At 54.6% G+C, this 25726-nt stretch carries 24 protein-coding genes and 2 tRNA genes; 17 read left to right on the forward strand and 9 right to left on the reverse strand.

Features of this window, described 5'->3' with window-relative positions; genetic code table 11:
• Positions 1–248: 248 nt before the first annotated feature.
• Positions 249–1061 (reverse strand): metal ABC transporter solute-binding protein, Zn/Mn family, encoded by an 813-nt coding sequence (locus tag KTE_RS18680; protein WP_201383455.1) that lies wholly within the window; start codon positions 1059–1061, stop codon positions 249–251.
• A gap of 226 nt (positions 1062–1287) precedes the next feature.
• Here KTE_RS18680 and KTE_RS18685 point away from each other — a divergent pair, with 226 nt between their 5' ends.
• The 8 genes from KTE_RS18685 to KTE_RS18720 all read left to right on the forward strand — a co-directional run bounded on the left by KTE_RS18685 (position 1288) and on the right by KTE_RS18720 (position 10108).
• Positions 1288–2259, forward strand: coding sequence for an ATP-binding protein (locus KTE_RS18685; protein ID WP_201383457.1), 972 nt, complete (start codon positions 1288–1290; stop codon positions 2257–2259).
• A 386-nt stretch (positions 2260–2645) separates the two neighbouring features.
• Positions 2646–3932 (forward strand): RNA-guided endonuclease IscB, encoded by a 1287-nt coding sequence (gene iscB, locus KTE_RS18690; protein WP_201383459.1) that lies wholly within the window; start codon positions 2646–2648, stop codon positions 3930–3932.
• Between the two features lie 238 nt (positions 3933–4170).
• Positions 4171–4560 carry an SCO5389 family protein gene (locus KTE_RS18695; protein WP_201383461.1) on the forward strand — a complete coding sequence of 130 codons (390 nt, stop codon included), beginning with the start codon at positions 4171–4173 and terminating at the stop codon, positions 4558–4560.
• A 552-nt stretch (positions 4561–5112) separates the two neighbouring features.
• Positions 5113–5640, forward strand: coding sequence for a hypothetical protein (locus KTE_RS18700; RefSeq protein ID WP_201383463.1), 528 nt, complete (start codon positions 5113–5115; stop codon positions 5638–5640).
• Between the two features lie 337 nt (positions 5641–5977).
• Positions 5978–6673, forward strand: coding sequence for a hypothetical protein (locus KTE_RS18705; RefSeq protein WP_201383465.1), 696 nt, complete (start codon positions 5978–5980; stop codon positions 6671–6673).
• 178 nt (positions 6674–6851) lie between these two features.
• Positions 6852–8726 carry a copper resistance protein CopC gene (locus KTE_RS18710; RefSeq protein ID WP_201383467.1) on the forward strand — a complete coding sequence of 625 codons (1875 nt, stop codon included), beginning with the start codon at positions 6852–6854 and terminating at the stop codon, positions 8724–8726.
• A gap of 147 nt (positions 8727–8873) precedes the next feature.
• A complete protein-coding gene (locus KTE_RS18715) occupies positions 8874–9383 on the forward strand; it encodes a vitamin K epoxide reductase family protein (protein WP_201383469.1) in 510 nt (169 codons plus the stop codon).
• Positions 9384–9508: 125 nt separating this feature from the next.
• Positions 9509–10108 carry a hypothetical protein gene (locus tag KTE_RS18720; protein WP_201383471.1) on the forward strand — a complete coding sequence of 200 codons (600 nt, stop codon included), beginning with the start codon at positions 9509–9511 and terminating at the stop codon, positions 10106–10108.
• Here the strand turns inward: KTE_RS18720 and KTE_RS18725 are convergent.
• A complete protein-coding gene (locus tag KTE_RS18725) occupies positions 10095–10886 on the reverse strand; it encodes an ABC transporter permease (RefSeq protein WP_201383473.1) in 792 nt (263 codons plus the stop codon). The two genes, KTE_RS18720 and KTE_RS18725, sit on opposite strands and share 14 nt — an antisense overlap.
• A 2-nt stretch (positions 10887–10888) precedes the next feature.
• Entirely contained in the window at positions 10889–11869 is a 981-nt protein-coding gene (locus KTE_RS18730) for an ABC transporter ATP-binding protein (RefSeq protein ID WP_201383475.1), read from the reverse strand.
• 441 nt (positions 11870–12310) lie between these two features.
• Between KTE_RS18730 and guaB the strand changes: the two genes are divergently transcribed.
• Both guaB and KTE_RS18740 read left to right on the forward strand, forming a co-directional pair.
• Positions 12311–13813 carry an IMP dehydrogenase gene (gene guaB / locus KTE_RS18735; RefSeq protein WP_201383477.1) on the forward strand — a complete coding sequence of 501 codons (1503 nt, stop codon included), beginning with the start codon at positions 12311–12313 and terminating at the stop codon, positions 13811–13813.
• A 489-nt stretch (positions 13814–14302) separates the two neighbouring features.
• Positions 14303–14746, forward strand: a complete 444-nt coding sequence (locus tag KTE_RS18740) for a transglycosylase SLT domain-containing protein (protein ID WP_201369255.1) — start codon at positions 14303–14305, stop codon at positions 14744–14746.
• Positions 14747–14804: 58 nt separating this feature from the next.
• Here KTE_RS18740 and KTE_RS18745 read toward each other — a convergent pair whose 3' ends face one another.
• Positions 14805–15323 carry an N-acetylmuramoyl-L-alanine amidase gene (locus KTE_RS18745; RefSeq protein ID WP_201383479.1) on the reverse strand — a complete coding sequence of 173 codons (519 nt, stop codon included), beginning with the start codon at positions 15321–15323 and terminating at the stop codon, positions 14805–14807.
• 244 nt (positions 15324–15567) lie between these two features.
• Here KTE_RS18745 and KTE_RS18750 point away from each other — a divergent pair, with 244 nt between their 5' ends.
• From KTE_RS18750 to KTE_RS18760, 3 genes are all read left to right on the forward strand, one after another.
• Positions 15568–15933 carry a roadblock/LC7 domain-containing protein gene (locus KTE_RS18750; protein ID WP_201369253.1) on the forward strand — a complete coding sequence of 122 codons (366 nt, stop codon included), beginning with the start codon at positions 15568–15570 and terminating at the stop codon, positions 15931–15933.
• A 61-nt stretch (positions 15934–15994) separates the two neighbouring features.
• Entirely contained in the window at positions 15995–16489 is a 495-nt protein-coding gene (locus KTE_RS18755; RefSeq protein ID WP_007910984.1) for a roadblock/LC7 domain-containing protein, read from the forward strand.
• Positions 16490–16503: 14 nt separating this feature from the next.
• Complete coding sequence (locus tag KTE_RS18760) at positions 16504–17079, forward strand: ATP/GTP-binding protein (protein WP_201369251.1); 576 nt, start codon at positions 16504–16506, stop codon at positions 17077–17079.
• A gap of 104 nt (positions 17080–17183) precedes the next feature.
• Here KTE_RS18760 and KTE_RS18765 read toward each other — a convergent pair whose 3' ends face one another.
• The 3 genes from KTE_RS18765 to KTE_RS18775 form a co-directional block, all read right to left on the reverse strand.
• On the reverse strand, positions 17184–18119 hold the full coding sequence (locus KTE_RS18765) for a DMT family transporter (RefSeq protein WP_201383481.1): 936 nt from the start codon (positions 18117–18119) through the stop codon (positions 17184–17186).
• A 221-nt stretch (positions 18120–18340) separates the two neighbouring features.
• Positions 18341–18802, reverse strand: a complete 462-nt coding sequence (locus KTE_RS18770) for an HAD family hydrolase (RefSeq protein WP_201369249.1) — start codon at positions 18800–18802, stop codon at positions 18341–18343.
• Between the two features lie 144 nt (positions 18803–18946).
• A complete protein-coding gene (locus tag KTE_RS18775) occupies positions 18947–19462 on the reverse strand; it encodes a DUF402 domain-containing protein (RefSeq protein ID WP_201383483.1) in 516 nt (171 codons plus the stop codon).
• A gap of 259 nt (positions 19463–19721) precedes the next feature.
• On the opposite strand from KTE_RS18775, the gene serS reads away from it, so the two are divergent.
• From serS to KTE_RS18795, 4 genes are all read left to right on the forward strand, one after another.
• Positions 19722–20984, forward strand: coding sequence for a serine--tRNA ligase (gene serS, locus KTE_RS18780; RefSeq protein ID WP_201383485.1), 1263 nt, complete (start codon positions 19722–19724; stop codon positions 20982–20984).
• A gap of 109 nt (positions 20985–21093) precedes the next feature.
• Positions 21094–21177, forward strand: a tRNA-Ser gene (locus KTE_RS18785).
• A 268-nt stretch (positions 21178–21445) separates the two neighbouring features.
• Positions 21446–22948 (forward strand): DUF4388 domain-containing protein, encoded by a 1503-nt coding sequence (locus KTE_RS18790; RefSeq protein ID WP_201383487.1) that lies wholly within the window; start codon positions 21446–21448, stop codon positions 22946–22948.
• 127 nt (positions 22949–23075) lie between these two features.
• On the forward strand, positions 23076–24104 hold the full coding sequence (locus KTE_RS18795; protein WP_201383489.1) for a sigma-54-dependent Fis family transcriptional regulator: 1029 nt from the start codon (positions 23076–23078) through the stop codon (positions 24102–24104).
• A gap of 45 nt (positions 24105–24149) precedes the next feature.
• Here the strand turns inward: KTE_RS18795 and glp are convergent, their stop codons facing one another.
• Both glp and KTE_RS18805 read right to left on the reverse strand, forming a co-directional pair.
• Positions 24150–25370 (reverse strand): gephyrin-like molybdotransferase Glp, encoded by a 1221-nt coding sequence (gene glp, locus KTE_RS18800; protein WP_201383491.1) that lies wholly within the window; start codon positions 25368–25370, stop codon positions 24150–24152.
• 86 nt (positions 25371–25456) lie between these two features.
• Positions 25457–25530 (reverse strand) — tRNA-Glu (locus KTE_RS18805).
• Positions 25531–25726: the final 196 nt, after the last annotated feature.

Below are 25726 nucleotides of genomic sequence, written 5' to 3' on the forward strand. Positions count from 1 at the left end.
AGTGAAAGGGCTTGAGTGGCTGGCTAAGAAGCTATTAAATGTTAACTGAGATAGTATATCACGAGCAGGCGCTCTAGGGAAAGTTTTTATGTTGCAGGGAAAGGATATTGGCGGGCAGCTGCCCGCCAATATCCTTTCCCTGCAACATTATGTCTATTTACTGGTGCTGCTCTTGAGGGCTTGCTCCAGGCTATTCATCTGGTCGAGCTGCCAGGACTGGTAGGTCTTGCCCTGGGGCATGGTCTCGGTCACAGGCACAATGGGAATGTTCTTGCTCTGCGCATCCCGCTGGAGCTTGCTAGTGATGGGCGTATTGGTCTGCTCATTGTAGATAAGAACTTTGATCTCGCCATGCGTGATCTGGTTATTGGCGATGGCGACCGTGTTCGCGGGGGATCATTGCCCTCGGCAATGGCTTTCTGAAGCTCGCCTGGCGTCTTTACATCCAATCCCATCGGGCCAGTTTGATAGAGGAAGATCGTCTCGGTCAGGCCCACAGGGGTACCAGCGTACTGGCTCTTGATCTCGCTGATCTTCTGCTCAAGTGCCTGAAGTGAGTCGTCGAATTTCTTTAGATTGGCATCATAGTCGGCGGCATGGGTTGCATCCTGTTTCTTGAGAGCCGTGGCGATGGAGCTGGCAATGACCTTCACATTCTGGGGGCTATACCAGACATGTTCGTTGTCAGGCAGCTTCTGTGGAGCGATATCGAAGGCCGTCACGACGCTGCGGTTATCATTGGGCGAGGCATCGAGCAGTTTCTTCATCCACTCGTCATAGCCACCGCCGTTCTGAATGACAAGCTGGGCGGTCGCCACGGCCTTGCCATTCTCCACGTTTGACTCATATTCATGTGGATCAACGTTGGGATCGGAGAGGACGCTGCTCACATTGACGTGTTCACCTCCAACCTGTTTCGCAATATCGCCATAGAAATTCTCTGCCGCTACCACATTCGTCTTGCCTGAACTCTGCGCCAGGCTAGAGCTGTTGCAGGCCGTAAACAGCCCAAGAAGTGAAATAGAGAGAAGTAGTGCTATCCCTGCTCTTTTTGCGTGCATGATCTATCTTTATCTCCTGAGTATGCTAATGCCATTAATTGAGACGATATCTCTTTAGCTTTGAGGAGAGTATACCCTCCTTCGCCATATTTGTCAATGAGATATCGTCTCAATTGTATATTTGAGATGTCATCTCAATAGTCTTGATTTTTGTGAAAAAGCATGTCATACTTGTCCTGGTCAATAAGACTTGTATCGTCAAATTTGTAGGAGTAGAGTTTGAAGTATGCGAGTGGCTTTTGTTGGAAAGGGTGGCAGTGGGAAAACCACGCTCTCATCGTTACTCTGTCGTTATCTAGCGAGTGGTCAGTGGCCTGTGATGGCCATGGACGCGGATATTAATCAACACCTGGGAATGGCGCTGGGTCTCTCCGAGACAGAGGCTGCCACGCTTGTGCCGATGGGCCTGGAGATCGAGCGGATCAAGGCTTATGTACGCGGGTCTAATCCCCGCCTGCCTTCGACGGCGTCGATGCTCAAGACCACGCCTCCAGGAACTGGTTCGCGTCTGTTGCGCTTGGATGAGCCAAATCCGCTTTGGGAGCATTTTGCGCGCGAGGTAGCCGGTGTGCACCTGCTCGTCACTGGTCCATTCAGCCAGGAGGATTTGGGGCATCGCTGTTACCACTCAAAGGTAGGCGCGGTCGAGCTGATTCTCAACCACTTGCTGGATGGTCCAGGCGAGTATGTGGTGGTCGATATGACAGCTGGTGCTGATTCATTTGCGTCCGGCATGTTTACCAAGTTCGACCTGACATTTCTGGTGGTTGAGCCAACGCTCAAGTCGCTTGGCGTCTACAAGCAATATCAAGAGTACGCGCGTGAGTATGATGTGCGTATCCGCGTGATTGGGAACAAAGTTGAGTCAGAGGAGGATGTGCAGTTCTTGCGCGAGCAGGTGGGCGCTGATCTACTGACATGGCTAGGACGCTCAGCCTATGTGCGAGCGCAGGAGAAGGGGCAATATCTCCCCTTTGAGCGTTTAGAGCCTGAGCATGTCCAGGCGCTTGTGACAATGAAGCAGGCTCTAGATAGTGGTCAGAAGGACTGGGAGAAATTGTACGCGCAGACAGTTGAGTTTCACCGCAAAAATGCGCTGGGCTGGGCCAATGCCTCGCTAGGCGAGGACGTTACCTCCCAGATTGATCCCACGTTCTCTCTCTCCGAGGCGGCGCGAGGCTATGTGACTGCCAGTTAGTAGGAGCTTGCAAATGTGTTGTATTCCTGCGTGGTGCATCGTTCTGTGCCAGCAGAATACGTGAACTACCACTGAGCTGAAGACGCAGCGGCTTCTTCAGAAGTCGTCGGGTCTGCGGTTTGGGAGCTTTTTCGGAAGCTCAAGTTCACCAGACTCCTCATCAGAAATGATGAGACCGTTTGAAAGGTCATGACACCTGCGGTTGACGCATCAGACCGCTGCTCTGTCGCCTGAGTTTAAGTAGGACTGAGGAAAGGTCCGGTGATTCAGGTGCAAAAAGCCTTTTGAACACTGTCGAGATGAAGTCGGATTCTCTTCGTGGTCATAGCGAGGGGATACGCACCACCCGGCGCTTGCCGGAGCATTTTCCGAAAGGATTCCATTCAATGAACGTTGTATATGTGCTCACCCCTGACAGCGTCCCATTGATGCCCTGTCAGCCAGTCATTGCCCGTTTATTACTCAAGCAAGGCAAAGCCAGGGTGAAATCGAGAACGCCCTTTACCATCCAACTCCTGGCGCCACCAGAGCAAATCTACGCGCAAGCATTGACGTACGGGGTCGATACAGGCAGTTCCGTTCTCGGATCAGCCGTCTCCAATGCGCGTGGATCGGTTCTCTCTCTCTCAGAGGTCCAGGTACGCAACGATATCGCCGAGACGATGAAAGAACGGGCCAGAGCACGCCGCAATCGCCGCAACCGCAAAACACGCTATCGTCCTGCACGCTGGCTCAATCGCAAGCATTCCATGCAGCAAGGACGTTTCTCCCCAACCATGAGAAGCAAGTTCGATGCTCATCTGCGAGAAATCCGCTTTGTCCGGTCGCTCTTGCCTATCACATCTATGGTGCTGGAAACAGGAACCTTTGACCCTCACGCTCTCAAGAACCCTGAAGTTCTCCAAAAGAAGTGGCTCTACCAGAAGGGCATTAACTACGGTTTTGCCAATACCAAAGCCTATGTGCTCACGCGTGATGACTACACCTGCCAGCACTGCAAGGGGAAATCAAAGGAGACACGACTTGAAGTGCATCACATCATCTTCCGTAGCCAGAACGGCAGTGATGAGGAGGCCAATTTAGTAACGCTCTGCAAAACCTGCCATGATAGTCTGCATGCGGGAACCATCACGCTCAAACGCGCTGGCAAGAAAAGAGGAACGTTACGACACGCGACGCAGATGAACAGCATCCGTGTTCAGTTGCTCAAGCGTGTTGAGGCCGAGGAAACGTGGGGATTTGTCACGAAAGAACACCGCCTCCTGGCAGGGCTGCCCAAAGAGCATATCTTTGATGCAACGATGATCGCAACACGAGGGGTGAACCCAACGTTTGGCACAACCAGTGTGCTCTCAAAACGCTGCGTTTCTGATGGGGACTATCAACAAACAAAAGGGGTGCGAAGCGAGCAAAGGATTACGACAGGCAAGGTCAAGGGATTCCGCAAGTTTGACAAGGTGCGTTACCTGGGTAAGGAGCACTTTATCAAGGGCAGAATGTCGACCGGATATGCCATCTTGATGGATATCTCTGGGAATAAGGTCGCATTGAAGCCAATCCCCAAGTTTGACAAGATGAAGCGAGTGAGCGCACGTTCCTCATGGATGATGACACAAAGACCCATGCTCCATCCCTCATGTTCCCTCATTTCATCTTTGTCTGTACGTCATTGAGAAGACCCTTTTGGAAGGAAAGGACATTCTGGAGTAATAGGTACTTCTGCTATACGATTGGCAATGCCAGTCAGGATACAAGATGGTAGCTCATTGAGAGTCAAGGGTAAAAGCGGCGTTTCATCCACGAGGCTGAAGACCTCGTGGTTTTCTCGCCGCTCCCCGTATAAAAGTTATTACTAAAATGTTCCTGAGTACCGATGGCGACGAATTCGCTTCAATGAAAGGAGTACCCTCGATGTCATTAGACGTTTCTCCAGCGCTGCTTGAGCAGGCTCAACAGGGTGAGGTACGCACGAGTGATTTCTTGCTATGTATCCGCGACTCCCTGCCCTACGCGTGGAATCTCATTGAAGGCCTGGCGCTTCGTCTGCGCCAGGGGGATGACACGTTTGTGGATAACCAGGTTCCGCCTCCCAGCGAGTATGAGCGTGGGCAGCTCCTGCGCGTGCTCTCAAGCGACGCGATGCGCAACACCCTTGAAGCCCACTTTGGCGTAAAACTGGCCTTCCAGAACTGCCACCGCGTGGCGCTCTTCCGCAAGGATCAGCTAGGCGAGACTTATGAGGAATTTATTTCTCCTCGTAGTCAGCTCCTCAACCAGTCTCCCGAACTGCGCGACTGCTAAATGTGAGAATGCCTTCGTAGCGCTTGTATTCCCTATCCCGCAAAATCTAGATCCCGCAAAATCTAGGATAGGGAATACACTCGCTCCTTCCACACTCTCCACGGACCTATAACCAAGACAAACACCAATTAGCCTTTCCGATCCTCCTCAAGCCGAGTCTTTTCAAAGAACTTATCTAAAAGCCTTGCAGGTTCCTCTTGCATCGCCAGGTCGACATGAGTATAAACGTTCATAGTCAATCGATAATCACTATGCCCAACATGGGCGAAATTTCGATAAATTCGGTGAGCGACTCTTCCCCAGAAAAGGAGCAGATCGCTCACCGCGTTATCCTGATCCTGCCCAAGGCAATTTTGGCCGTTTCGCACTCTACCAACTGCTTGCTGCAATCTCGTTGCGCAACCCGTGGGTTCAGCACGTTCAAGTGCATACCCAATTAGGGGGAAGTATGTCCCACTATAATTGAAATATAGAGGTTATCTAAACTTCTCCGGGATAGCACCGTGCGTCCCGTTTCATGTTCCCTTACACGACCACACGAAAGGATTAGATATGCCCTATCTTTTATATTACATACGACGAACCATCATGTTCACTCGTCAACATCATAGCCGACTGTATGGAAAGCCCACATTCCTCCTCATTGTTGCTCTCCTGGCCAGCCTGGTCCTGCTTGCCCACTCCCTCGCCACCACCCATCAAACGACAACGCACTATGCACGCTCGTTACATCCATCTATCGGCTATCCACATGGCGCTAGCCCTCACGTTGCCATTCCGCATAACTCGACCCCCCAGGTCGCCTACCCATATGGCGCTAGCCCCGACGTTGCCATTCCGCATAACTCGACCCCCCAGGTTGCCTACCCGCATAGCGCTAGCCTCCTCGCCGCCATTCCGCATAACTCGACCCCCCAGGTCGCCTACCCGCATAGCGCTAGCCTCCTCGATATCGCCTATCCTGGGTGGACTCGCTCCCATCATCGTCTATTTTGGCTACAGCCCATCTATCGTCTATCCTGGCTACAGTTCATCCATCGTCTATCCTGGCCACAGCCCTTCCATCGTCTATCTATATAGCGGTCCTTCCGCAGGCATCGCCTATCCTGGCTACAGCCTATCCATCATGTATCCAAACGGCTAAAGACTCCTCCCTGCAACCAGCCGCAACACACGTGGCTCAGCTCAGTGAGAACAAAGGAGGCTGATAATACATCATCAGCCTCCTTTGTTCTCACTGCCCACGGGATGAAAAGATAGGTAGAACTCCCAATGACACTTTGCAGAAATTGCCCTATGATAGATATGTACACATTCTAAGGGCTTGTATGCCTGGTATATTTTTGGTGCCGCCAGTGGTAATGCTGTGGCTTTTTTACCCTTTGATGGTACCAGTCTCATTGGTAGGGAGTTTCTAATGAAGAAGAAGTTGTATGTGGGTGTTCTTGGCTGCCTGGTGGCACTATGCGCCTTGTTGTTGACGACGCAGTCGGCGCTGGCGCATGAGAAGCGTCATGTTGGGAAGTATACCTTCGTGGTTGGTTTTCTGGATGAGCCGGCCTACGCGAATATAAAAAATGGCCTGGACCTGACTATTTGTAATGGCGATGCCTGTACCTATACTGTGACGGATGGGCAGAAGGTGGTGTCCAACCCGGTCGAGAATGCCGAGCAGACCTTGAAGGCCGAGGTCATCCAGGGTGGCGCGCAGCCTCTGGCTCTGACCGTCGAGCCACGTTATGCCAATCCTGGCAAGTATGCGGGCTATTTTCTGCCCACGACCGCGGGTGCCTATACGTTCCACATCTATGGTACACTGAATGGGCAGCAGATCGACGAGAAATTTACCAGTAGCCCCAATGGTTTTGGCGAGGTGGAGCAGATCACAGCCTATCCCGCGACCACGAAGAATGTGAGTACGAGCGCTGCTGATACGAGCGCGCTGGCACAGCAGGTCAAGGATGCGCAGAACAGTGCGCAGGTGGCTTCCACACTTGGCATTGCTGGTATTGTGGTTGGCGTCGTTGGGATGGCGTTGGCGGCGTTCGCCTTTACCCGTAAATCTCGCGTTATGCAGGCGACACAAGAGCCTGCCGAGAGCCTGCGTGGCTAGAAGCTAGCTTGAATGAGGGCCTGGGGCCAGACAAATTTCTCCGGTTTCTCCGGGGTATCCTCTCCTAATGCCGATACAGGGTAGGTTCTGTGATCTACCCTATGTCTCTGTTTCTTTGGAGGATACGTTCTGTTTATGAGGGCATTGTATCTGACCTGGGAGTGAAGAAGTGGCGAATATGTCTGTTTTAACATCTGCGAGTAAACACTATAGATGGACGCTGTGGCGCAAGGGTGCGTGCGCACTGCTGTTCTGCCTGTTGATATTTCTCCTTCATCCGCTGCCGGCCCTGGCGCATGCCCAGTATGATCATAGCGATCCCGCGGCGAACGCGACCCTGCCTTCTGGTCAGCCGCCAGCGCAGGTCAAGGTCTGGTTTACCGAGCGCATTGAACCTGCCTTTAGCAAGCTTGAGGTGTACAACAAAGCGCGCCAGCGGGTCGACGCTGGCGATAGCCATATGATCCCCAACGACGACTCTGGCCTGATGGTTTCGCTGCGCTCGCAGTTGCCCGACGGTGGCTACACGGTCGTCTTTCGCAATGTGTCGCGTGACGACGGTCATGCCGTGGTGGGCAGCTTTAGCTTTGTTGTGGGCAATATGCCTCAGCCGCCACCCGATAACGCGCTCTTGCAGCAGCTTCAAACCTCCGGCGATAATTTCAATGTCTGGAGCGTCGCCATTCGCTGGCTGAATTACCTGGGCATGGCGGGCCTGGTGGGCGCTCTGACCTTTCTCTTGCTTGTGCTTCGTCCCGCGCAGGTACGCCTGGCCGCCGATCCCCTTATCAAATCGGATCGCGAATTGCTGCGTGTTCGGAGTGAGCGCGCTATCCAGGCTATTGTGGTAGGGAGCCTGGCGCTCTTGCTCGTTGGCTGGGTTGCCTTCACCCTCTACCAGGCGAGCGTGGCGAGTGATAGTAGTATCTGGCAGGCCTTCGGTAATGGCACGGTGCGCAGCCTACTCTTTGAGAGTCACTTTGGCAGTACCTGGCTTCCGCGCCTGGGGCTGATTGTGTTGGGTGTGGTCCTGTGGCTCTTCTGGCGCTATGGCGTGCATGAAGGGAGCATTAGCTATCTCCTCCCGGTCTACCTCTTCCTGCTGGGAATTGGTGTGATGACCACGACCTCCCTTGACTCGCACGCGGCGGCGAATCATGATCCGGGTCTCTGGATCATGTTCGATGTCCTGCACCTCTCCGCGACCGGCTTCTGGATCGGCGGACTCTTCGCCTTTGTGCTGATCCTGCCTGCGACACTGCATATCCTACTCCCCGGAACGGGCGACCGTACACGTTTCTTCGCGGCCTTGATTCCCCATTTCTCGCGGGTCGCGCTTGCCAGCGTGATCTGTCTCTCGGTAACGGGTATTCTGGAGGCGGGGAGCCATGTCTCTGGCGATGGCTGGCTCAGCGCGCCGGCCTGGTGGCAGTTGCTGACCAGCCCATATGGGATCGCCCTGGAGATCAAGGTCGGGCTTTTCGCGGTCCTGATTGGACTGGGTGCCTTTGCCTTACGCAGAGTTGGCCCGCGTATGCGTCGCTACGCCGCCGATCCCTCTAAGGAGACAGGGGCGGCCTCCTTCGCGGCAGGGAGCTTGCAGAGAACCTTCAGACGTTCGATCTTGATAGAGGTAGGCATAGGGGTGCTGTTGCTGCTTGTTGTGGGTGGCCTGACGAGCCTGAGTCCACCTACGCAGGCGAGCACGCGTACAGGCAATGCGCTGCTCCAGCAGGGGCAGATGGGCGACCTGAGCTATCGCCTGGCGGTCACTCCCGGGACCATCGGCAGCAATGCCTTTGAGCTGTCCCTGACCGATGCAAATGGTAAGCCTGTGACCAGGACGAATGCGGTCCTGCTGCGCTTCACCATGCTGGATATGGAGATGGGCGTGCAGGAATTAGTACTCCAACCCGTGGCGGGAAAGCCCGGCCTGTATAGCTCGACCGATAGCATCTTGAGCATGGGCGGTGACTGGCAGATCGCGATCCTGGTCCGGCGCCCCGGTATGGACGACGTCCGCACCTCATTCAAGATTGTCGTGCATGAATAGGTCTGGTAGATGGTGTGGAGCCCTGGTCGCCGTCGGCGACCAGGGCTCCACACCATCTACCAAAATTCTTAATTGTGTTGATTGTGCCGATAGTGCATAATGATGATGTGTAAGATTGGTGCTTCAGCTTAACATAAGGGGTTTGGCATGACATTCGCGCGACGTTCCGTGTCTCAGATTATTTTGCTTGTGCTTTCGGTCATTGGTATTGGCGTCTCTATTTACCTGACCTATGTGCATTATAATAGCGGTGCCCTGGTCTGTACGACGAGTGGGCTGGTGAATTGTGAGCGTGTGCTCTCCAGCATGTATTCCGTTGTGCCTGGGACCTCCATTCCGATCTCGGTTCCGGGTCTGCTCTGGTTCCTGGTGAGTGGTGCTCTGGCCGCTGTGGCCTGGCTGGCCAGCCCCGCCCTGCGCCTCGTGCGCATCGCTGAGTTCGCCTGGTGCTGTGTGGGTCTGCTGACCGTCCTGTACCTGGTGTATGTTGAGCTGGTGCGCCTGCATACCATCTGCGCCTGGTGTACCTCGCTGCATGTCATTATCCTGGTCATGCTGCTAATTACCGTCGCCTCCCTCTACAACGGCGAGGGCAATACATATGATGACGAAGAGGACGAGGAAGTGCTTCCCTCAAAAGCTGCCTCCCGCCGCTAGATATAGTGTGTGTGACGGTTGGCGTTCCTGGCACGTGTCATGGCTATGTGCTGGACTCGTAACGTGTATGGACTGTGTAAGGGCTTGCTGTCTTGCCTGGCTCTTGCTTCAAAGGGGAAATGACCATGAAACGCTGGTTGTTGCTGGCGCTTGCTCTGGCGCTGATGCTTCCTCTCGCTTTCTGGGGATGGCAATTCGCTACGCTGCATACCTCGTCTGGGCCGTCACCCACTCTCGCCAGGGCGGCCAAAAGCCTGTATAAGTATGATATGTGCGCGCAGGCCTATGCCTTTCCTTATGCCGATGCTTCTATCCCCTTCAAGACCGACTATACCTTCGCCGATCCCTTTCGCAAGACGCAGGATACCATTATTCCCCGTATGCTGGCGTACAATTCTCAGACGCAAACTATTAACATGAACGTTGATGTGGTGCTGCCCCAGGTGAATACCTATCACCTCTCGCTGACGCGTGTGCATGAAGAGGACGGTATCTTTGTGCTGTTGCCGGACCAGTCGAACCATCTACGGCGTGCTCAGATTCCCCAGTTTATTGTCGCCTCATTTCTGCATGGCCGCCTGGCAATTGTGGACTATACCTGTCCCAGAAATGGATCTGGAAAGAAGCAAACATTTGATCAGGCAATCGATGTGTGTAGAAAAAATGGCGTCCCGGCTAAGGCCGGGACGCCATTTTTTCTACACACATCTCTTATTCCCACTTGAAGGTACGGATGGCGACCAGGAGAATGACGACCGCCCAGATGGCCAGGATGAGGAGCTGGAAGCCTGGGAAGGCGTTGGAATCGGTCAAGGTGCTCTGGAGGGCCTGGGTGAGGGCCGTCGAGGGCAGAAAGCGTGAGACCGCTGCGATAGGCGCGGGCAGGTGGTCCAGGGGCAGGATGCCGCCGCCGATGAGCAGGAAGAGCAGGAAGAGGCCATTCGCTCCAGCCAGGGTCAGCTCCGCGCGTAGCGCCCCCGCCATCGCCAGGCCCAGGGCCGAGAAGGTGATGGTACCCAGGATAATGAATAGCAGGGCCAGGGGGAGCGAACCCAGGGGATGCCAGCCGTAGAGCAGGACCGCAACCCCCACCAGCAGGATCACCTGTACAAGCTCTAGCGCGAGAATGGAGATGACCTTGGCCACAATGAGTCCACCGCGCGAGAGGGGTGAGCTGCCCAGGCGCTTGAGCACGCCATAATAGCGCTCATAGGCCGTCGCGATGCCCAGGTTGACCATGCCAGCCGCGATAATCGCCACCGCCAGCACGCCTGGCAACAGGAAATTGACTGCGCTTCCCTTTACGCCAGGGACAATATTGAGCGAGGCGAAGAAGATCAGGAGCATGACCGGGATAATCAGCGTGACCAGGACGTTCTCGCCACGACGCGAGGTCAGAAGTAGTTCATATTTGGTCTGTTGAAGCACCTGGCGCAGGGAAGAGGCTGCACGATTGCTGCCGCTGGCGGATGGATTTATGTGTTTTTGTGTCTGTATTGCCATGGTTAGTCTCGAACCTCCGATCCAGTAAGGCGCAGGAACAGGTCTTCCAGTGAGCCATGACCCGTGCGCAGTTCGGAGAGGGTGATATGCTGGTCGCGGAGCCAGGTGGTCAGTTCGACGATTAGTTGTGGTACCTCCTGGCCCTCTTTTGTCTCCAGGAGATAGCTGCCAGGGCGGATCTCCTGCGCTTTGCTTGCCGCGGGCAGGGAAGCCAGGAGCGTGCAATCCAGGCCAGCCGGGGCGACGAAGCGCACGACATTGGCGTTCTGCACGCCCGTAATGTTGGCAGGCGTATCCAGCTTGATCAGTTCGCCGTGATCGATGATGGCGATGCGGTCGGCCAGGCGCTCGGCCTCATCCATATAGTGCGTTGTGAGCAGGATGGTGACGCCGCTGGCTTTGAGGTCGCGAATGATCTCCCAGGTCGCCAGGCGGGCCTGGGGATCCATGCCAGCCGTAGGCTCGTCCATAAAGATAAGCTCGGGATTGCCGACCAGGGCCAGGGCCAGGGCCAGGCGGCGCTTCTGGCCTCCCGAGAGACGGCGGCAGCGTGTCTTCTGCGCGTTTGCCAGTCCCACCAGTTCGAGCAGGTCGGCGACATTGCGTGGTTGCTCAAAGTAGCCGGCAAATAGTTCAAGGACCTCGCGGGCCGTCAGAGCTGGATATAGCCCATCCTGCTGGAGCATCACGCCGAGGCGTGGCTTCAGCGCCTGGGCCTCATGTATCGGATCAAGGCCCAGGACGCGAATCGTGCCCGCATCGGCCTTGCGATAGCCTTCTAAAGTCTCAACCGTGGTGGTTTTCCCGGCACCATTTGGTCCCAGCAGGGCAAAGACCTCGCCCTGGCGGACGCTAAAGCTCAGGCCCTTGATGACCTCGTTAGAGCCATAGCGTTTCTTGAAATTCTCAACGACAATGGCCTCATTCCCGGTGGAGGGGCTGCCTGAGACCTTTTGACTCGTCGTCTGCGCTCGTGCAGACATACTCTTGCTCCTTGTTAATAGAAATGGAAGAATACTGCGTTTGTTCTGCCTCATACCTTACCGCAGTTCTCATTTACTGACAAGAGTAAACTTTCGCGCCCGCGCCACATGCCCATCCCTCCTACCTAGAGGCGAGCTTGCGAGCCGAGATCTAAGGGCAAAGATATAGCAAGATTGTGCCGATTAGGAGAGATATATCCCTGGATGTGGAGTGGTAGGCGTCATATTTACAGCGTGATGAGAAGATTGGGTAGATAAAATTTGACGTCGCCCAATCTCAAGTGTTACACTAATCGGAATATTCGATGAACTTTGTCCTGTGCATCTTGAGATGTGTAGGTTGTTTTAGGGTAAATGATCTGCGTACTGCCTCCGTGTGAGGCATGTCCAGCATGCGTTGTTGACGTGTGCTGGCCTTTTTTTAAGGAGGATATTACCGTTATGTCTTCGGAGCACTTGTCTGGTGCGTTTGCTGATAAGTTCGCCAAAGAAGGTCTTACCTTTGACGATGTTCTTATTATCCCCGCTGCTTCCTCTGTTCTCCCTAGTGGAGTCTCGACACAGACGCGTTTCTCGCGTAATATCACCATCAACATTCCTATTGTGAGCGCGGCCATGGATACGGTAACTGAGGCGCGCCTGGCCATCGCCCTGGCCCGCGAGGGTGGTATTGGTGTGATTCACCGTAACCTCTCGATTGAGAGCCAGGCGGCTGAAGTCGATAAGGTCAAGCGTTCAGAGTCGGGTATGATCACCGACCCCATTACCCTGTCCCCTGAGGCTCCCCTGCGCGAGGCGCTGGATGTGATGGCACATTTCCATATCTCTGGTATCCCCATTACTGAGGAAGGGAAACTGGTTGGTATTCTCACCAACCGTGACATGCGCTTTGAAACCAATGTTGGGCGCCCAATCTCTGAGCTGATGACGCGCGAGAACCTGATCACCGTTGCCGTTGGTACCACCCTGGAGCAGGCGCGCGAAATCCTGCATCGCTACAAGGTCGAGAAGCTGCCCGTGGTCGATGATCACAATATGCTTAAGGGCCTGATCACGATGAAGGACATCCAGAAGAAGACTATGTTCCCCAATGCCACCAAAGACCGCTTTGGTCGTCTGCGCGTGGCCGCGGGCATCGGTGTGGGTGCCGACTCGGAGCAGCGCTGTGGGGCCCTGGTGGAAGAGGGCGTAGACGTGATCGTGATCGATACCGCGCACGCGCATTCGCACATGGTCATCGAGGGCGTGGCGCGTATTAAAGAGCTTTTTGGCAAGAAGGTAGATGTGGTTGCTGGTAACGTGGTTACCGCCGAAGCCACACAGGCCCTGATCGAGGCTGGCGTTGACGCCGTCAAGGTTGGCGTCGGTCCCGGCTCCATCTGCACTACGCGTGTCATCGCTGGCGTGGGTATGCCCCAGGTCTCAGCCGTCTTTGATTGCGCCCAGGTCGCGCGCAAGTACAATGTGCCTGTAATCGCTGATGGCGGTATCCAGTACTCTGGTGATATCGCTAAAGCCATCGCTGCTGGCGCCGATACCGTTATGATGGGTAGCTTGCTGGCGGGCGTGGACGAGAGCCCAGGTGAACTGATCATCTCGCATGGCGAGCGCTTCAAGGACTATCGCGGCATGGGTTCCGTAGCCGCTATGAAGCAGCGAAGTTATAGCAAGGATCGCTACTTCCAGGAGGGTCGCGACGAGGGCCAGGTGATCGCGGAAGGCATTGAGGCGCGTGTCCCCTATAAGGGTATGCTCAGCCCCTTCGTCTACCAGATGGTTGGTGGTCTGCGCCAGTCCATGGGCTATGCCGGAGCGGCGACGATCCAGGAGATGCAGGAGAAGACGCGCTTCGTGCGTATCACCAGCGCGGGCCTGCGTGAGAGCCATCCCCATGACGTCATGATTACCAAGGAAGCACCCAACTACGGCAGCAAAGGCCGCTAAGTTTTTTAATGAGAAGAGGGTGGCCTGGCGGCCAGAAGCCGCCAGGCCACCCTCTTCTCATTACCTATAGTACTACCAAAGTACTGGGCAAATTCTTGAGAAAAATTGCTGCTTTTAACGCTATAAATATTTATAACCCCGTAGGGTCCCACCGTTTATGTTATTTAAGGCGATATAAGTTAGAAAATACTTGTTTAATACGGTACGTTAGGTAGCCCGGGGGTACTATATTTTCTCAAGTATGCAGAATTTTAGCCGTGTATCTTTAGTATCAAGACGCGGTGATGAAATACATAGTAGTCACCAATAACTTTCCCAAGAAAAACTACAATCACAGATGTGTTATAACAATTTCTTGGAAGGCAAGATTAAGGCTTCTGAGACAGTAAGATCTTATTCCGAAACCCAACATCACTTGCGTGACTAGCGCTTCCCCCATTCGGGGACAAGCGCGCTCAGGTTTTCGGAGAAGAAGTAAAAGGAGTATTCGTGAAAGAGCATACTATCCAGACATCCAAACAGCCTAAGAACATGAAGAGCCTTCTGCTGAAGCTTGGAATGGCAACACTGTTTGGTGTTATGATGATGACCGCCATGCTTGGTTTGGGTGCGCGGACAGCCTCTGCTAAAGTCCATACTGCCAATGCCAATGCGGACGTCGTTTCGATGATTCGCCAGGTCTTTGGTCCTCACGCGAACCAGGCGATCAACATCGCCCGTTGTGAGTCGCACTTTAATCCGAGCGCGACTAATACGCAGGCGATTGGTAATAGCCATGCGGCAGGTGTCTTCCAGATCCTCTACCCAAGCACCTGGAATGGGACGCCTATGGCCGGTAGCTCACCTTATGATGCCTACGCCAACATCAAGGCCGCCTACCATATCTTCCAGCGCGATGGCTACAGCTGGTACGAGTGGCAGTGCCAGCCCTAATCAAAAATAAGTAAAAAGCAGAAAAAAGGCTCCCCGAGAGGAGCCTTTTTTCTGCTTTTTATTGGGCAAGATAGGCGAAGAGTTCTTCCCAGGGGTAGGGGCCGGGACAGAAATGGCGGCCAACGGGGTCCATGGAGTAGTGACCGGTAATGCCACCGATGGCATCGGCGCGCCGCCTGGGAATTTCGTGGCGTTCGCAGATGCTTTTGACCAGGCGGAAGCTGACCTCGGTCTGGATGGCGGTCAGTGCATCTGAGTTGTCACGGCTGGGCTTCACGTGCTCGATCGAGATAGTGACATAGTTGGGGTTGAGGCCCTTGCTCCACCAGGGATCATGTCCCTCGCTCACATAGCCATTGCCCCAGGCCGCGTCATGTTCGCGCACGGACTGCACGATCACACCATCACGCCCAATGGTGTAGTGCGTACTGACATCGGTGCGTTGAAAGAATTCCCCAACCTCCTGCGCGCTGTTAAAGCCAGCCGTGCCGTGGATAATCAGCCAGCGCACACTATGCTTTTTACGTCCGGGGAAATAATTATTGGAGGGTAGCCAGAGGACTCCTGGTTCATCCATGAATATGCTCCTGCCTATTGTGAGAAGTCTCGACGCTTCTATAGGACGCCTTTGGGTATACATATACCACATAGCCGCCCGGTGGTGTAGCCATTATAGCTAGCCTAACAATAAAGAATGCCTAATTATAGATTAGCCAAGATGTCCCAGCCAATTGCGTCCCGTTCCTCTATAGAATAGAATAACTAGGGTCATACCCTGACACCACACACGCTCAAAAACCTGCCGGCCGCGGAGGAGAGAAATGGTTGATTTAAAACAGACACTAAGCCGTTTTCTGGCTATTCCTGGAGTGCGTCTCGCGATCCTTGTAGGACGAGACGGCCTCTTGATCGAAGGCATGACACGTGATGGCAAGGATAATATGGAAGCTGTCGGAGCCATCATGACGACGGCTTTGAGCACCGCCGAAGCCCTGGGGCAGGAAATTTCGCGTGGTGGGGTAGTTGGGGTTGTGATGGAATATGAACAAGGCCTGGTCAGCATTGATCCCCTGGGCGATTTCGCCCTGATGGTGACCCTTTTTGATAATGCCTCAAATCTTGGGCGCGTACGTCATCTAGTCCGAACGAGTCGCAATGAAGTGCTTGAGGCTCTTGATATTGCGTAATTTAGGTAGAAGATATGGTCAATAACATCTGTTTGGCGTGTATATGGAGGGCGGCGCGTTCATGGAACAACTGACAAACCTGGTCATTTCTGATCGCGAACTCGTGGCGATTACGGCTTTGCTGACAAAATTGATGAACGATACCAATGCAACTTCTACGATGCTGATCGATAAGAGTGGGCAGGTGGTAGCGGTTCAGGGTTCTGAGTCGCGCAGTAAGGCTACGACCCTTGGTGCCTTGCTGGCGGGCGTCTTCTCGTCTTCGCGTGAGGTGGCAAGGCTGCTCAATGAGAAGGATTTTCGCAGCATTTTCCAGCAAGGGGTCCAGGAAAATATCTTCACGTCTATGGTTGAGGAGCAGTGGCTCCTGGTAATTATTTTTGATAAACTAACGCATATTGGCCTGGTAAAAGTGCTCTCCAAAAAAGCTGCTGACGAATTAGGGCGTATTCTCGAACGCGTGCGTAGCGATACTTCACGCACCAAGTCGTCAGTCATCAATTTGCAGTTCCGCTCGTCTGTTGAAGATACCATTGATCTGCTCTTCCGCGATTAAGGGGCCTGGCTTACATGGCGTTTATAAATATTGCGACCCGCGAGATCCATTGTAAGATTGTTTACTATGGCATCGGCTACTGCGGGAAGACAACCAATTTGCAGTACGTTCACAAGAGTATTAATCCCCAGGTGCGTGGGGATCTACTCTCGATTAAGACCGACACCGAACGTACACTTTTCTTTGACTTTCTTCCTCTGGAACTAGGTCAAATCCAAAACTTTCGCACTCGCTTCTATCTCTACACAGTTCCAGGCCAGATCCTCTATGAGCGCACCCGCCTGGCTGTCTTAAATGGCGCGGACGGCATCGTCTTTGTCGTCGATTCTCAGGCGGAGAAGTTTGAGGAGAATGTGCAGAGCATAGCTGAGCTTGAGATGAATATGCGCCGCCTGGGCAAGGATTTAGGGAACTTCCCCTTTATCATGCAGTGGAATAAGCGTGACCTCCCCAATGCACTGCCAGTGCCGGTGCTCGACCGCTATTTGAATCGGCGGCGGGTTCCCTCCTTTGAGGCTGTGGCTTCCTCCGGCAAGGGCGTCTTCGCGTCCCTGCGTGCTATCAGTAAGAGTGTCATGACCCAACTTTAAACTGCCCTTTTTTTACTCCTCTTCTTGTGTACTTAAGAAAAGAGAAGCGTATGGTGAGTTGTGTGGACAAACGCCCACACAACTCACCATACGCTTCTCTTTTCTTAAAATATGACGCTGATGATGCCGAGGAGGGTAATGATGATGCCGATGACGGCGGACCAGGAGGGGATTTCGTGGAAGAAGATGATGCCGAGAATGATGCCGATAGTGACCTCCTGGGTGGCAATGAGGTTGGCGTAGGTGGCGTGGACGTAGCGAATGGCGGCGTTGTAGAGGGTATGGCCCAGACCCAGAGGGAAGACACCTAGCGCGACGACTGAGGCGATGGCGAGCGGGCTGTAACTGTGATGGAAGGCCAGGTAAGCCCCGATAGGTAGGAGCCAGAGGGCCGCGAAGCCGTACACGTTTGTGGTGTAGCGGAACAGGGGGTGCGCGTCACGAACGCTGCGCCCGGCGATGGAGTAGACGCCAAAGCAGAGTGCCGAGAGAATGGCGAGTCCATCACCCAGGATCATGCATCTGCCTCCATTGAGGTTACACGTCGTATAGTTTGGCTCAAAGCCAGCCAGGATGCCCACGCCCAGAACGGCGACGCCAATGCCCACATATTTTCGCTTGGGTAGCGGCTCCTTTAAAAAGATGACTGAGAAGAGGGTCACAAAAATAGGCGAGGTATAAGTGAGGGCCAGGGAATGGGCGATGGTGGTGAAGCTGAGCGATGAAATATAGAAAACAAAGTGGAGCGCCGTCACCAGGCCGTAAAAGGCGAAGTTACGAATCTCGCCTCGAGTGATGCGTAGGGGCTGGTGCGTGATGAGACCCATGAGCGCGACCAGCAGCGTCGCGATAGCCAGGCGCCAGAAGGCGATCTCAAGCGAGGAAAAGGGCGCGGCCCAGCGGACGAAGACCGGGTTGGAGCCAAAGAAGATGACTGCGATACAGACAAAGAGGAGACCACGCCGGACTAGCTCTGGTGAGGTCCCTGGCATTGTTGAAGTGCCGCTGGCTTCTGGTGAGGCGCTGAAGCGAGTTTTCATCGGTCATAGTATCCTGTCAAACTGAAAAAGCTGATTTTAGTTATATTATGTTAATGTTATGCGCACGTTTTTGGCTTGACCTCTCGCGCCTGCGGCGCTCGACGGGGTAAAATGGTGTAGTGGGTACTGGCGGCCCGAGGCCGCCAGTACCCACTACACCATTTTACCCCGAAAGAACTTTGCACTTAAGGTTGGTTAAAGTATGAAATAAGCTGTACGTTTTAGCCGCGTAGAGTTGCGATCAGGCGTTTAGGCTTGAGTAGGAGATCGATGGCGTCAAGGGGGTTGCCCACCACGACGTCAGCGGCCTGCAGCGCGCGGATGGAAACGCCCTCGGTAGTCATGACCGCGATGCCGAGTCCAGCCAGGCGAAGCATAGTCGTGTCGTTTGCACCATTGCCGATGGCGATAACCTTGGAGGGGCCAAGATCGCGGACATAGCGTAGTTTCTCCTCGCTGCGATGCGTGACATGGATAGGAAAGCCCAGATCGCGCTCCAGCTCTTGTAGGTGATCGTGGGTTCCCGCGGTAACAAGGTGGATGGTCAGATGCTCCGAAAGCTCTTCAAGGCGTTCCGCGACGCCTGCGATGGCAATGCCATCAACTGCCAGCGTTCCATTGATATCAATGACTGCGTGCTGGAGTTCAATGGTCTCGCGCTCAGGAATGTCAAGTTTTAACATAATGATCCTATCATTTGTAAGAAAGGGGAGACTCAAGTAAGTTCCCTACAAACGAACAACCGTACAATTGACGTACTTCGCACTATAGCCGTGTGGCAGCCCCATTATCTGGATCATCAAGGATCGATATTGTTGCTACGCTGGTTAGTCACCTGGATTGCCCAGGATGGTAAAAGGCTCCTGGCGCGTGTGTAGTAGATGCAGCAACATTTTAAGACCTTCCCTGGCACCCTGGCGCTGGTCCTCGCTCAGGTCGCTAGCCTGGTTGAATTCATCTTCATCCAGAATGAGCGTTGCTCCTGTTGTGCTAATCCATACGTCTAAAAATAAATCGACTTGCTGGATAGAGGTGTTACTGATGATGGCCGGTTCGGCTATATTGCAGTACCAGCCTTTGGGTCTGCCATCTGCGTGAAAGATGGCGAAGATGTTGAACCAGTGATCGATGTAGTAGTACTCCAGAAAGCGATCACCTGGCTCGAAGTGTGCATAACCCAGGTCACGCGCTGGGAGCGTCCAGTATGCCTCAATTTTGGCTCCATTGGGGAAGTGTGCTACGACCTCGCCTTCATAGCGAATAGCTACCTGTCCTTGAGGAGTTAGTTTCATGATAGTGATCATGTCGTTTTCTGCTTCCCTGGTTGCCTGGTCTGCTGACAAGATTTCCTCTCTCCACGTGCCGCCCTGGTCCCTGCTGTATAAACTCATCCACATGCATCTCAACATATCATGCGTTGTCTCTTTGCTTGACCTTTGTAAGTGTATCGCAAATTCCCTCTATTGTGCAATGGTTTCCTGACTGATGAGAGAAAAGTCTGCTTTGGGCGCGAAGGATAGAGGATGTGGTGACGAGAAGTCCCGAGACGATGCATTACGTTATGGCTCTTTGTGCCCCTTTTTATGCTATACTGTAGTTGTTATGATGAGTTTGGATTTTATTTGTCAACATCCACAGGTGGTTCGCGAGGCCTTGGAGAGGCGGCGCGAGTCCTACAATATTGATGAAATTCTACGCCTGGCTGAGCAGCGTCGGGGGCTGATCACGCGCACGGATGGTCTCTATGCGGCCTTGAAGGGCGTGCGTGAGGAGGTGCGCAATACATCAGGAGAGAAGCGTGCTGGTCTCAATAAGCAGATCAAGGCGATTATGCAGGAGATACGGCAGCTTGAATTGCAGATGAGCGACGCCGATACCCGGTTGCGCCTGCTGATACAGACCCTGCCTAACCTCCCTCAACGGGACGTGCGCGATGATACCGATGTCGAGCTGCGGCGCTGGGGGGAGAGCGCCGCTTTTCAATTTCAGCCGCTTGCACATTGGGAGCTGGGCGAGCGCCTGGGAATTCTCGATCCCACCAGTGCCGCGCAGGTGGCGGGCAGCCGTTTTATGACCTTGCGTGGCTATGGCGCGCGGCTGGAGCGTGCTCTGCTCTCATTTATGCTGGATCTACATACGCGCGAAGCTGAGTATACAGAGATTATCCCCCCCTTCCTCGCCAAACGTTCGGTGATGCTGGGCGCCGGTCAACTGCCTAAGTTTGAGGAGCAGGCGTATGCCTGTACGATGGATGAACTCTACCTCAATCCAACGGCTGAAGTGGCCCTGGTGGGGATGCATACCGATAGCATTCTGATGCGTGAGGAACTGCCTCTGCGCTACGCTGCCTGGACAACGGCTTTTCGCCGCGAGGCGGGCTCGGCCTCCCGTTACCAGCGGGGACTGTTGCGCCTGCATCAGTTTAACAAGGTCGAGCTATTTCAGTTCACTACGCCTGAGCAATCCTACAGCGCGCATGAGCAGATGTTGCTGCACGCGGAACAGGTGCTGCGTTTATTAGAACTCCCATACCGCGTGGTCGAGCTTTGTGCTCCTAACCTGCCCTTCTCCGCGTCGCGCTCCTTTGACCTGGAGGTCTGGCTCCCCAGCCTGCAAGATTATATCGAGGTCTCTTCAATCAGCAATTGCGAGAGTTTTCAGGCGATACGCGCCAACATCAAGTATCGGCCCCAGAATGGCACGCGGGCCGAGTATGTGCATACGCTCAACGGCTCGGGACTGGCGGTGGGGCGCACCATGGCGGCGATCCTTGAGCTGAACCAGCAGGCCGATGGCTCCGTGGTTATCCCTAAAGTACTGCGTCCATACATGGGAATCGCCTTGATGGGGCCGGTGAAGCGCTAGATGGACCCGAGCGCGGGCGCAATCTAGCGCCACCAGTAGGCCTCGTCCAATGGTACTACTCGGGCTTGCCCTCTTTTCATTTGGAGAATGTTGTGGTATAGTATGTCTCGGAAGGATGGCAGAGTGGTCTATTGCGGCTGTCTTGAAAACAGCTGGGTGATGAGCCCCGGGGGTTCGAATCCCTCTCCTTCCGCTTTTTCTTTTTAGGGACCTGCAATGCGATTTTCTTCTTTACTCTTGTACTATTTTGCGGAGGAAGAATGGCTGGAAGGTCTCTTTTTTTTATCCTGTTGCGTATTCTGTAGAGATGGGCAATTAGGTACTTAAAAAGGTGTATTAGTCTCTGGCGCGACGCCGGTATGTGAAGCCAGGTAGGAAGATGTATACATTAGGGAGGATGGTCATAGAGACGGCTTGGCGCGGCGCTTGAGTAAATTTTCTGGACGGACGGTGAATTTACGGTGTCACTTATAGGTACGTTAAGTCAATTCAATCTGTCTAGTGTTCTCCAGCGCATAGAAGCGTATGCGAAAACTGGATTGCTTACAGTCAAACAAGGGCCACACCTGATTGAACTCTATTTTCGCGACGGACGCTTGATGTGTATCGGTCCGGTTCGTACAAATGTGACCCTGGGCGAGCGTTTGCTGCAGGATGGTGTCATTACATCCCAGATGCTGCGCGAGGCGCTGCAAGCCATTGGTTCGGCTGAGCCAAGTGAGACGCGCATAGCTCTGACACTGATGGACCGCCATGCCCTGGGCCAGGAGGCCCTGCGCTCCTGGGCAAATCGCAACGCGCTGGATGTGCTTAATGTGCTGATGCTCTGGCCGGAGGGCGAGGTCCATTTTAATGAGGGTGTACTGCCAGGGGCTGAGCGCTTGCTTATCGCTGTCTCCGTATCGCAACTCCTGGCCTCGATGCCGCCTGCGCCTGTTCCACCTACGCCTGTGCTGCCAGTGCAGCAGACGCCCGCGCCGCAGGCCACACCTCCCGGACTTCCACGGGTGCAAACGACTCCCGTGCTTTCAACGGAGGAGGCGGATAGAGCACAGCCCTGGAATACTGCGCTACCTCGTACGGCGACCCCTCCTGGCATTCCTACACCTCAGCAGGCGACCCCTCCTCGGGTTCCCCCCGCTGCTCCACCTGTACAGCTTAGCCCGGCGCCTGTGAAGAAGCCGGCTGAAGTCAAAGAAGTGCCGGCCAAGATTAACGCGGCCTCACTCTTTGATGTGAGCGCGGTTCCCACATCGCTGCCTTCGACGGAGGCCCTTGCTCCGGTTGCTCAGAGCGCTGAGATGAACCTCATGGGTGGCGCATCGCTCAGTGGTATGTTGCAGAATAGTTCGGCTGTGGCTCCTCTGCGCCCGGAGCCAGTGATGAATCCTGTTCCTCCGCCACGCATGGATACCTCGTTTATGCGCCCGGATATGGTGCTCATTCCCGCCGATCTTTCATCGTTTCGCGCGCAGAATCCCCAGTTTCAAATGACGCCCGAGCAGTGGCGCTTGCTTACCCGCGTGGATGGGAAGACGGCCTTACAGACGGCATGCCAGGATCTAGCCATGACGCCCGACATGCTGTGTCAGGTGGCGGGCGAGTTGATGGCGATGGGGCTGATTCACGTGGCTCCGATCTCGGTGCTCAATAATGCGGAAGAAATGTTTGCCCCCACACGCGAGGCGCCGCCCGCTCCGGCTGACCCCATGCAGGGAGGCTATATGGCTCCAGGCTATGCCGCGACGACCGCCTCTCCCTGGTCGCCTGCAATGCCTTCGATGCCTGATCCCATGCAAGGAGGCTCACCCTTCTCTTCGGGATTGCCCTTTGAGACCGAGTCACAGTGGGGGAATGGTGGCAATGGCGCGACCTTTGTCCCGGGTCAGGGTTGGGTTGCCTCGAATGGACAGCCCTCGCAGCCATTGAATACAACTGGTACGCTGGCAAGCGGGATTTATTAGATAGGTAGTGCAGTAGCCGCGTACGCCAGTAGCGGGCCGCCGCTACTGGCGTACGCGGCTACTGGTGGGTTTGAATATCGGTTTTGTGGATAGTGTGTTGTTTGTTGGGTTGAGAAGGGTATGTGTTGTGAAGGGACGTGTTATTTCGATGAACCGCAAGGCGTCTGAGTCTCCTGACGCCGAGGAACACCTGTCGCGCTTGATGGTTGGGCAGAGTCCAGCTATGAGCGAGGTGATGACCATGATCCGGCAGGTGGCGCAATATCCAACCACGACTGTGCTTTTGCAGGGCGAGAGTGGCACGGGTAAAGATGTCGTAGCACACGCCATTCACGCCTTAAGCAGCCGTTCGACCTACCCCTTTGTCGATATTAACTGTGCTGCCATTCCCGAGACCCTGTTGGAGACGGAGCTTTTTGGCGTTGAGGCGGGCGCCTATACCGATGCTAAAGCCTCGCGCGAGGGCTATCTGCTTCGCGCAGATGGTGGCACGCTCTTCCTCGATGAAGTCGGGTCTATGCCCCTGGTGCTCCAGGCAAAACTGCTGCGCTTTCTGGAGACGCGTAGCTTCAGGCGTGTGGGCAGTACCAAGGAGATGCATGTCGACCTGCGTGTGATCTCGGCCACCAATGTTGATTTGGAAGCCGCCGTTGCGAGCAGGGCGTTCCGCGATGATCTCTTCTATCGCTTGAAGGTGATTACCATTTATCTCCCCCCACTCCGCGAGCGCCTGGAGGATATCGAGCCACTGGTTGACTACTTTATACAGAGCTACAATAATGGCTCCGAAATCCCTTTACGCATCCATCCCGACTCCATGGCCCTCTTGATGCGCTATCACTGGCCGGGCAATGTCCGCGAGCTGCGCAGCGTTATCCAGCGCGGGCAGATCCTCTGCGAGGATGGTGAGATTCGCCCCGAGGATTTACCCGAGAGTGTACGTTACGTGGAGAAGAGCGACGAGCAACGCCTACGAGAACTCCAGGCCCAGATGCATCTCCCCATCGAAGGCCTCGATCTACGTGCTTACCTGGCGGGCATCGAGCAGATATTTGTACGAGAGGCCCTGGAGCGCTACCAGGGCAACCAGGTGCGCGCGGCGGCCTTGTTGCGCCTCTCGCGCGACCAGTTGCGCTATCGCCTGCCCAAGGAGTAATTTACGGTCTGGGGAGCAATATGGCGTGATTGTGTGCTTACCTCCCTAATCTTCGGGCCAGTCGAGCATAATAGCCTGGATATGCTCGCCTGCCTTGACCGTGGCTCCGCCCTCGGGAATGACCAGGAGGGCGTTGGCTTGCAGAAGCGAGGTCATGATATTGGAACCCTGGTTCCCCGTTGGGCGGGCGATAAATTTGCCCGCGTGTTGTGTGATGTGTGCGCGCACATAGTGGCGGCGCATGGCACGCTCCTGGATATCCTGTTCGACGATGACCTCTATCTGCTGGCGTTGTAAACGCGTATGCCCCTGCAATTTACGTACGACCGGGCGCCCAAAGAGCTCAAAGGTGACGGCGCTGGAGACCGGGTTGCCAGGCAGGCCCAGCAGGGGGACGCCAGAAATTTTGCCAAAGGCAACGGGTTTGCCGGGCTTCATATTAATGCGCCAGAAGTTGATGGCTCCCTGCTCATGCATGATGTCTTTGACGAGGTCGAAATCGCCAACGGAGACGCCGCCAGAGGTGAGGATCAGGTCGGCATGAACGGCCTGGCTGAACTTCTCGCGCAGGCTCTCGGCAGTATCGCGGGCCACGCCCAGACGTTGGGGAATACCACCCGCCTGGCGAACGGCGGCCTCCAGCAGGTAACTATTGCTATTGCGAATCTGGCCCGGTTGCAGTTCGGCATCGATATCCACGACCTCGTCGCCTGTACCCAGGATCGCCACACGTGGTCTACGCACCACTTGCACCTGAGCGTAGCCCAGCGTGGCCAGAATGCCAATCTCCCAGGCACCAATCTCCTGCCCACGCGTTAAAATCGTTTGCCCGCTGCGCATGTCCTCGCCCGCGGGACGAATATTATTGCCGGGTGGAACCTCTTGCAGAATCTCGACCCACTCGCTCTGGGGGCCATCAGAGTTAGTCAATTCTACCTGAATAACGGTGTCGGCACCAGCCGGGACGGGAGCGCCAGTCATGATGCGCATCGCTGTACCAGCCTCGACGCGTGTTTGCGCAACATAGCCAGCGGCCACACCACCGATGACGCGCAGGCGTGGTGGCTGTCCCCCCTGCGGCTTGCTATCCTGGCTGAGGAGCGCGAAGCCATCCATGGCGGAGTTATCAAAAGGAGGCATATCTTCGTGCGCGACGATATCTTGAGCCAGGACAGAACCGAGGGCCTGGTCAAGGGGAAGCGAGACGCTTTCGAGCGGGCGAATCTCCGCCAGGATGCGGGAAAGGGCTTCTTCAACGCTAAGCATGGCTTTTTTTTCTCCTGCCAAAACAAAAAAGGAGAAGCCTGACACGCCGAAATAAACAAGCGATGCCAGGCTTCTCTACAAAATAGTACCTCGTACGGGATTCGAACCCGTGATCTCCACCTTGAAAGGGTGGCATCCTAGGCCGCTAGACGAACGAGGCGGGCTTTGTGTCGCCGATGATTTCTCATGCCGACGTCTAGGATTGTACCCTAGTACTCGTGATTTGTCAAGCGTTTCGCGGTAGTCATTAGCTGATTTGGCCAAAAGTAGTTTGGCGCTTGTGTCTTTCGAGGCGAAGTATACTAGTCACGGATAGTGTAGCATGGTCCTTGTGCATGTCATATCAAATCCGCTTG

Origin of the sequence: Ktedonobacter sp. SOSP1-85, from assembly GCF_016587415.1 — a bacterium.
Classification (GTDB): domain Bacteria; phylum Chloroflexota; class Ktedonobacteria; order Ktedonobacterales; family Ktedonobacteraceae; genus Ktedonobacter.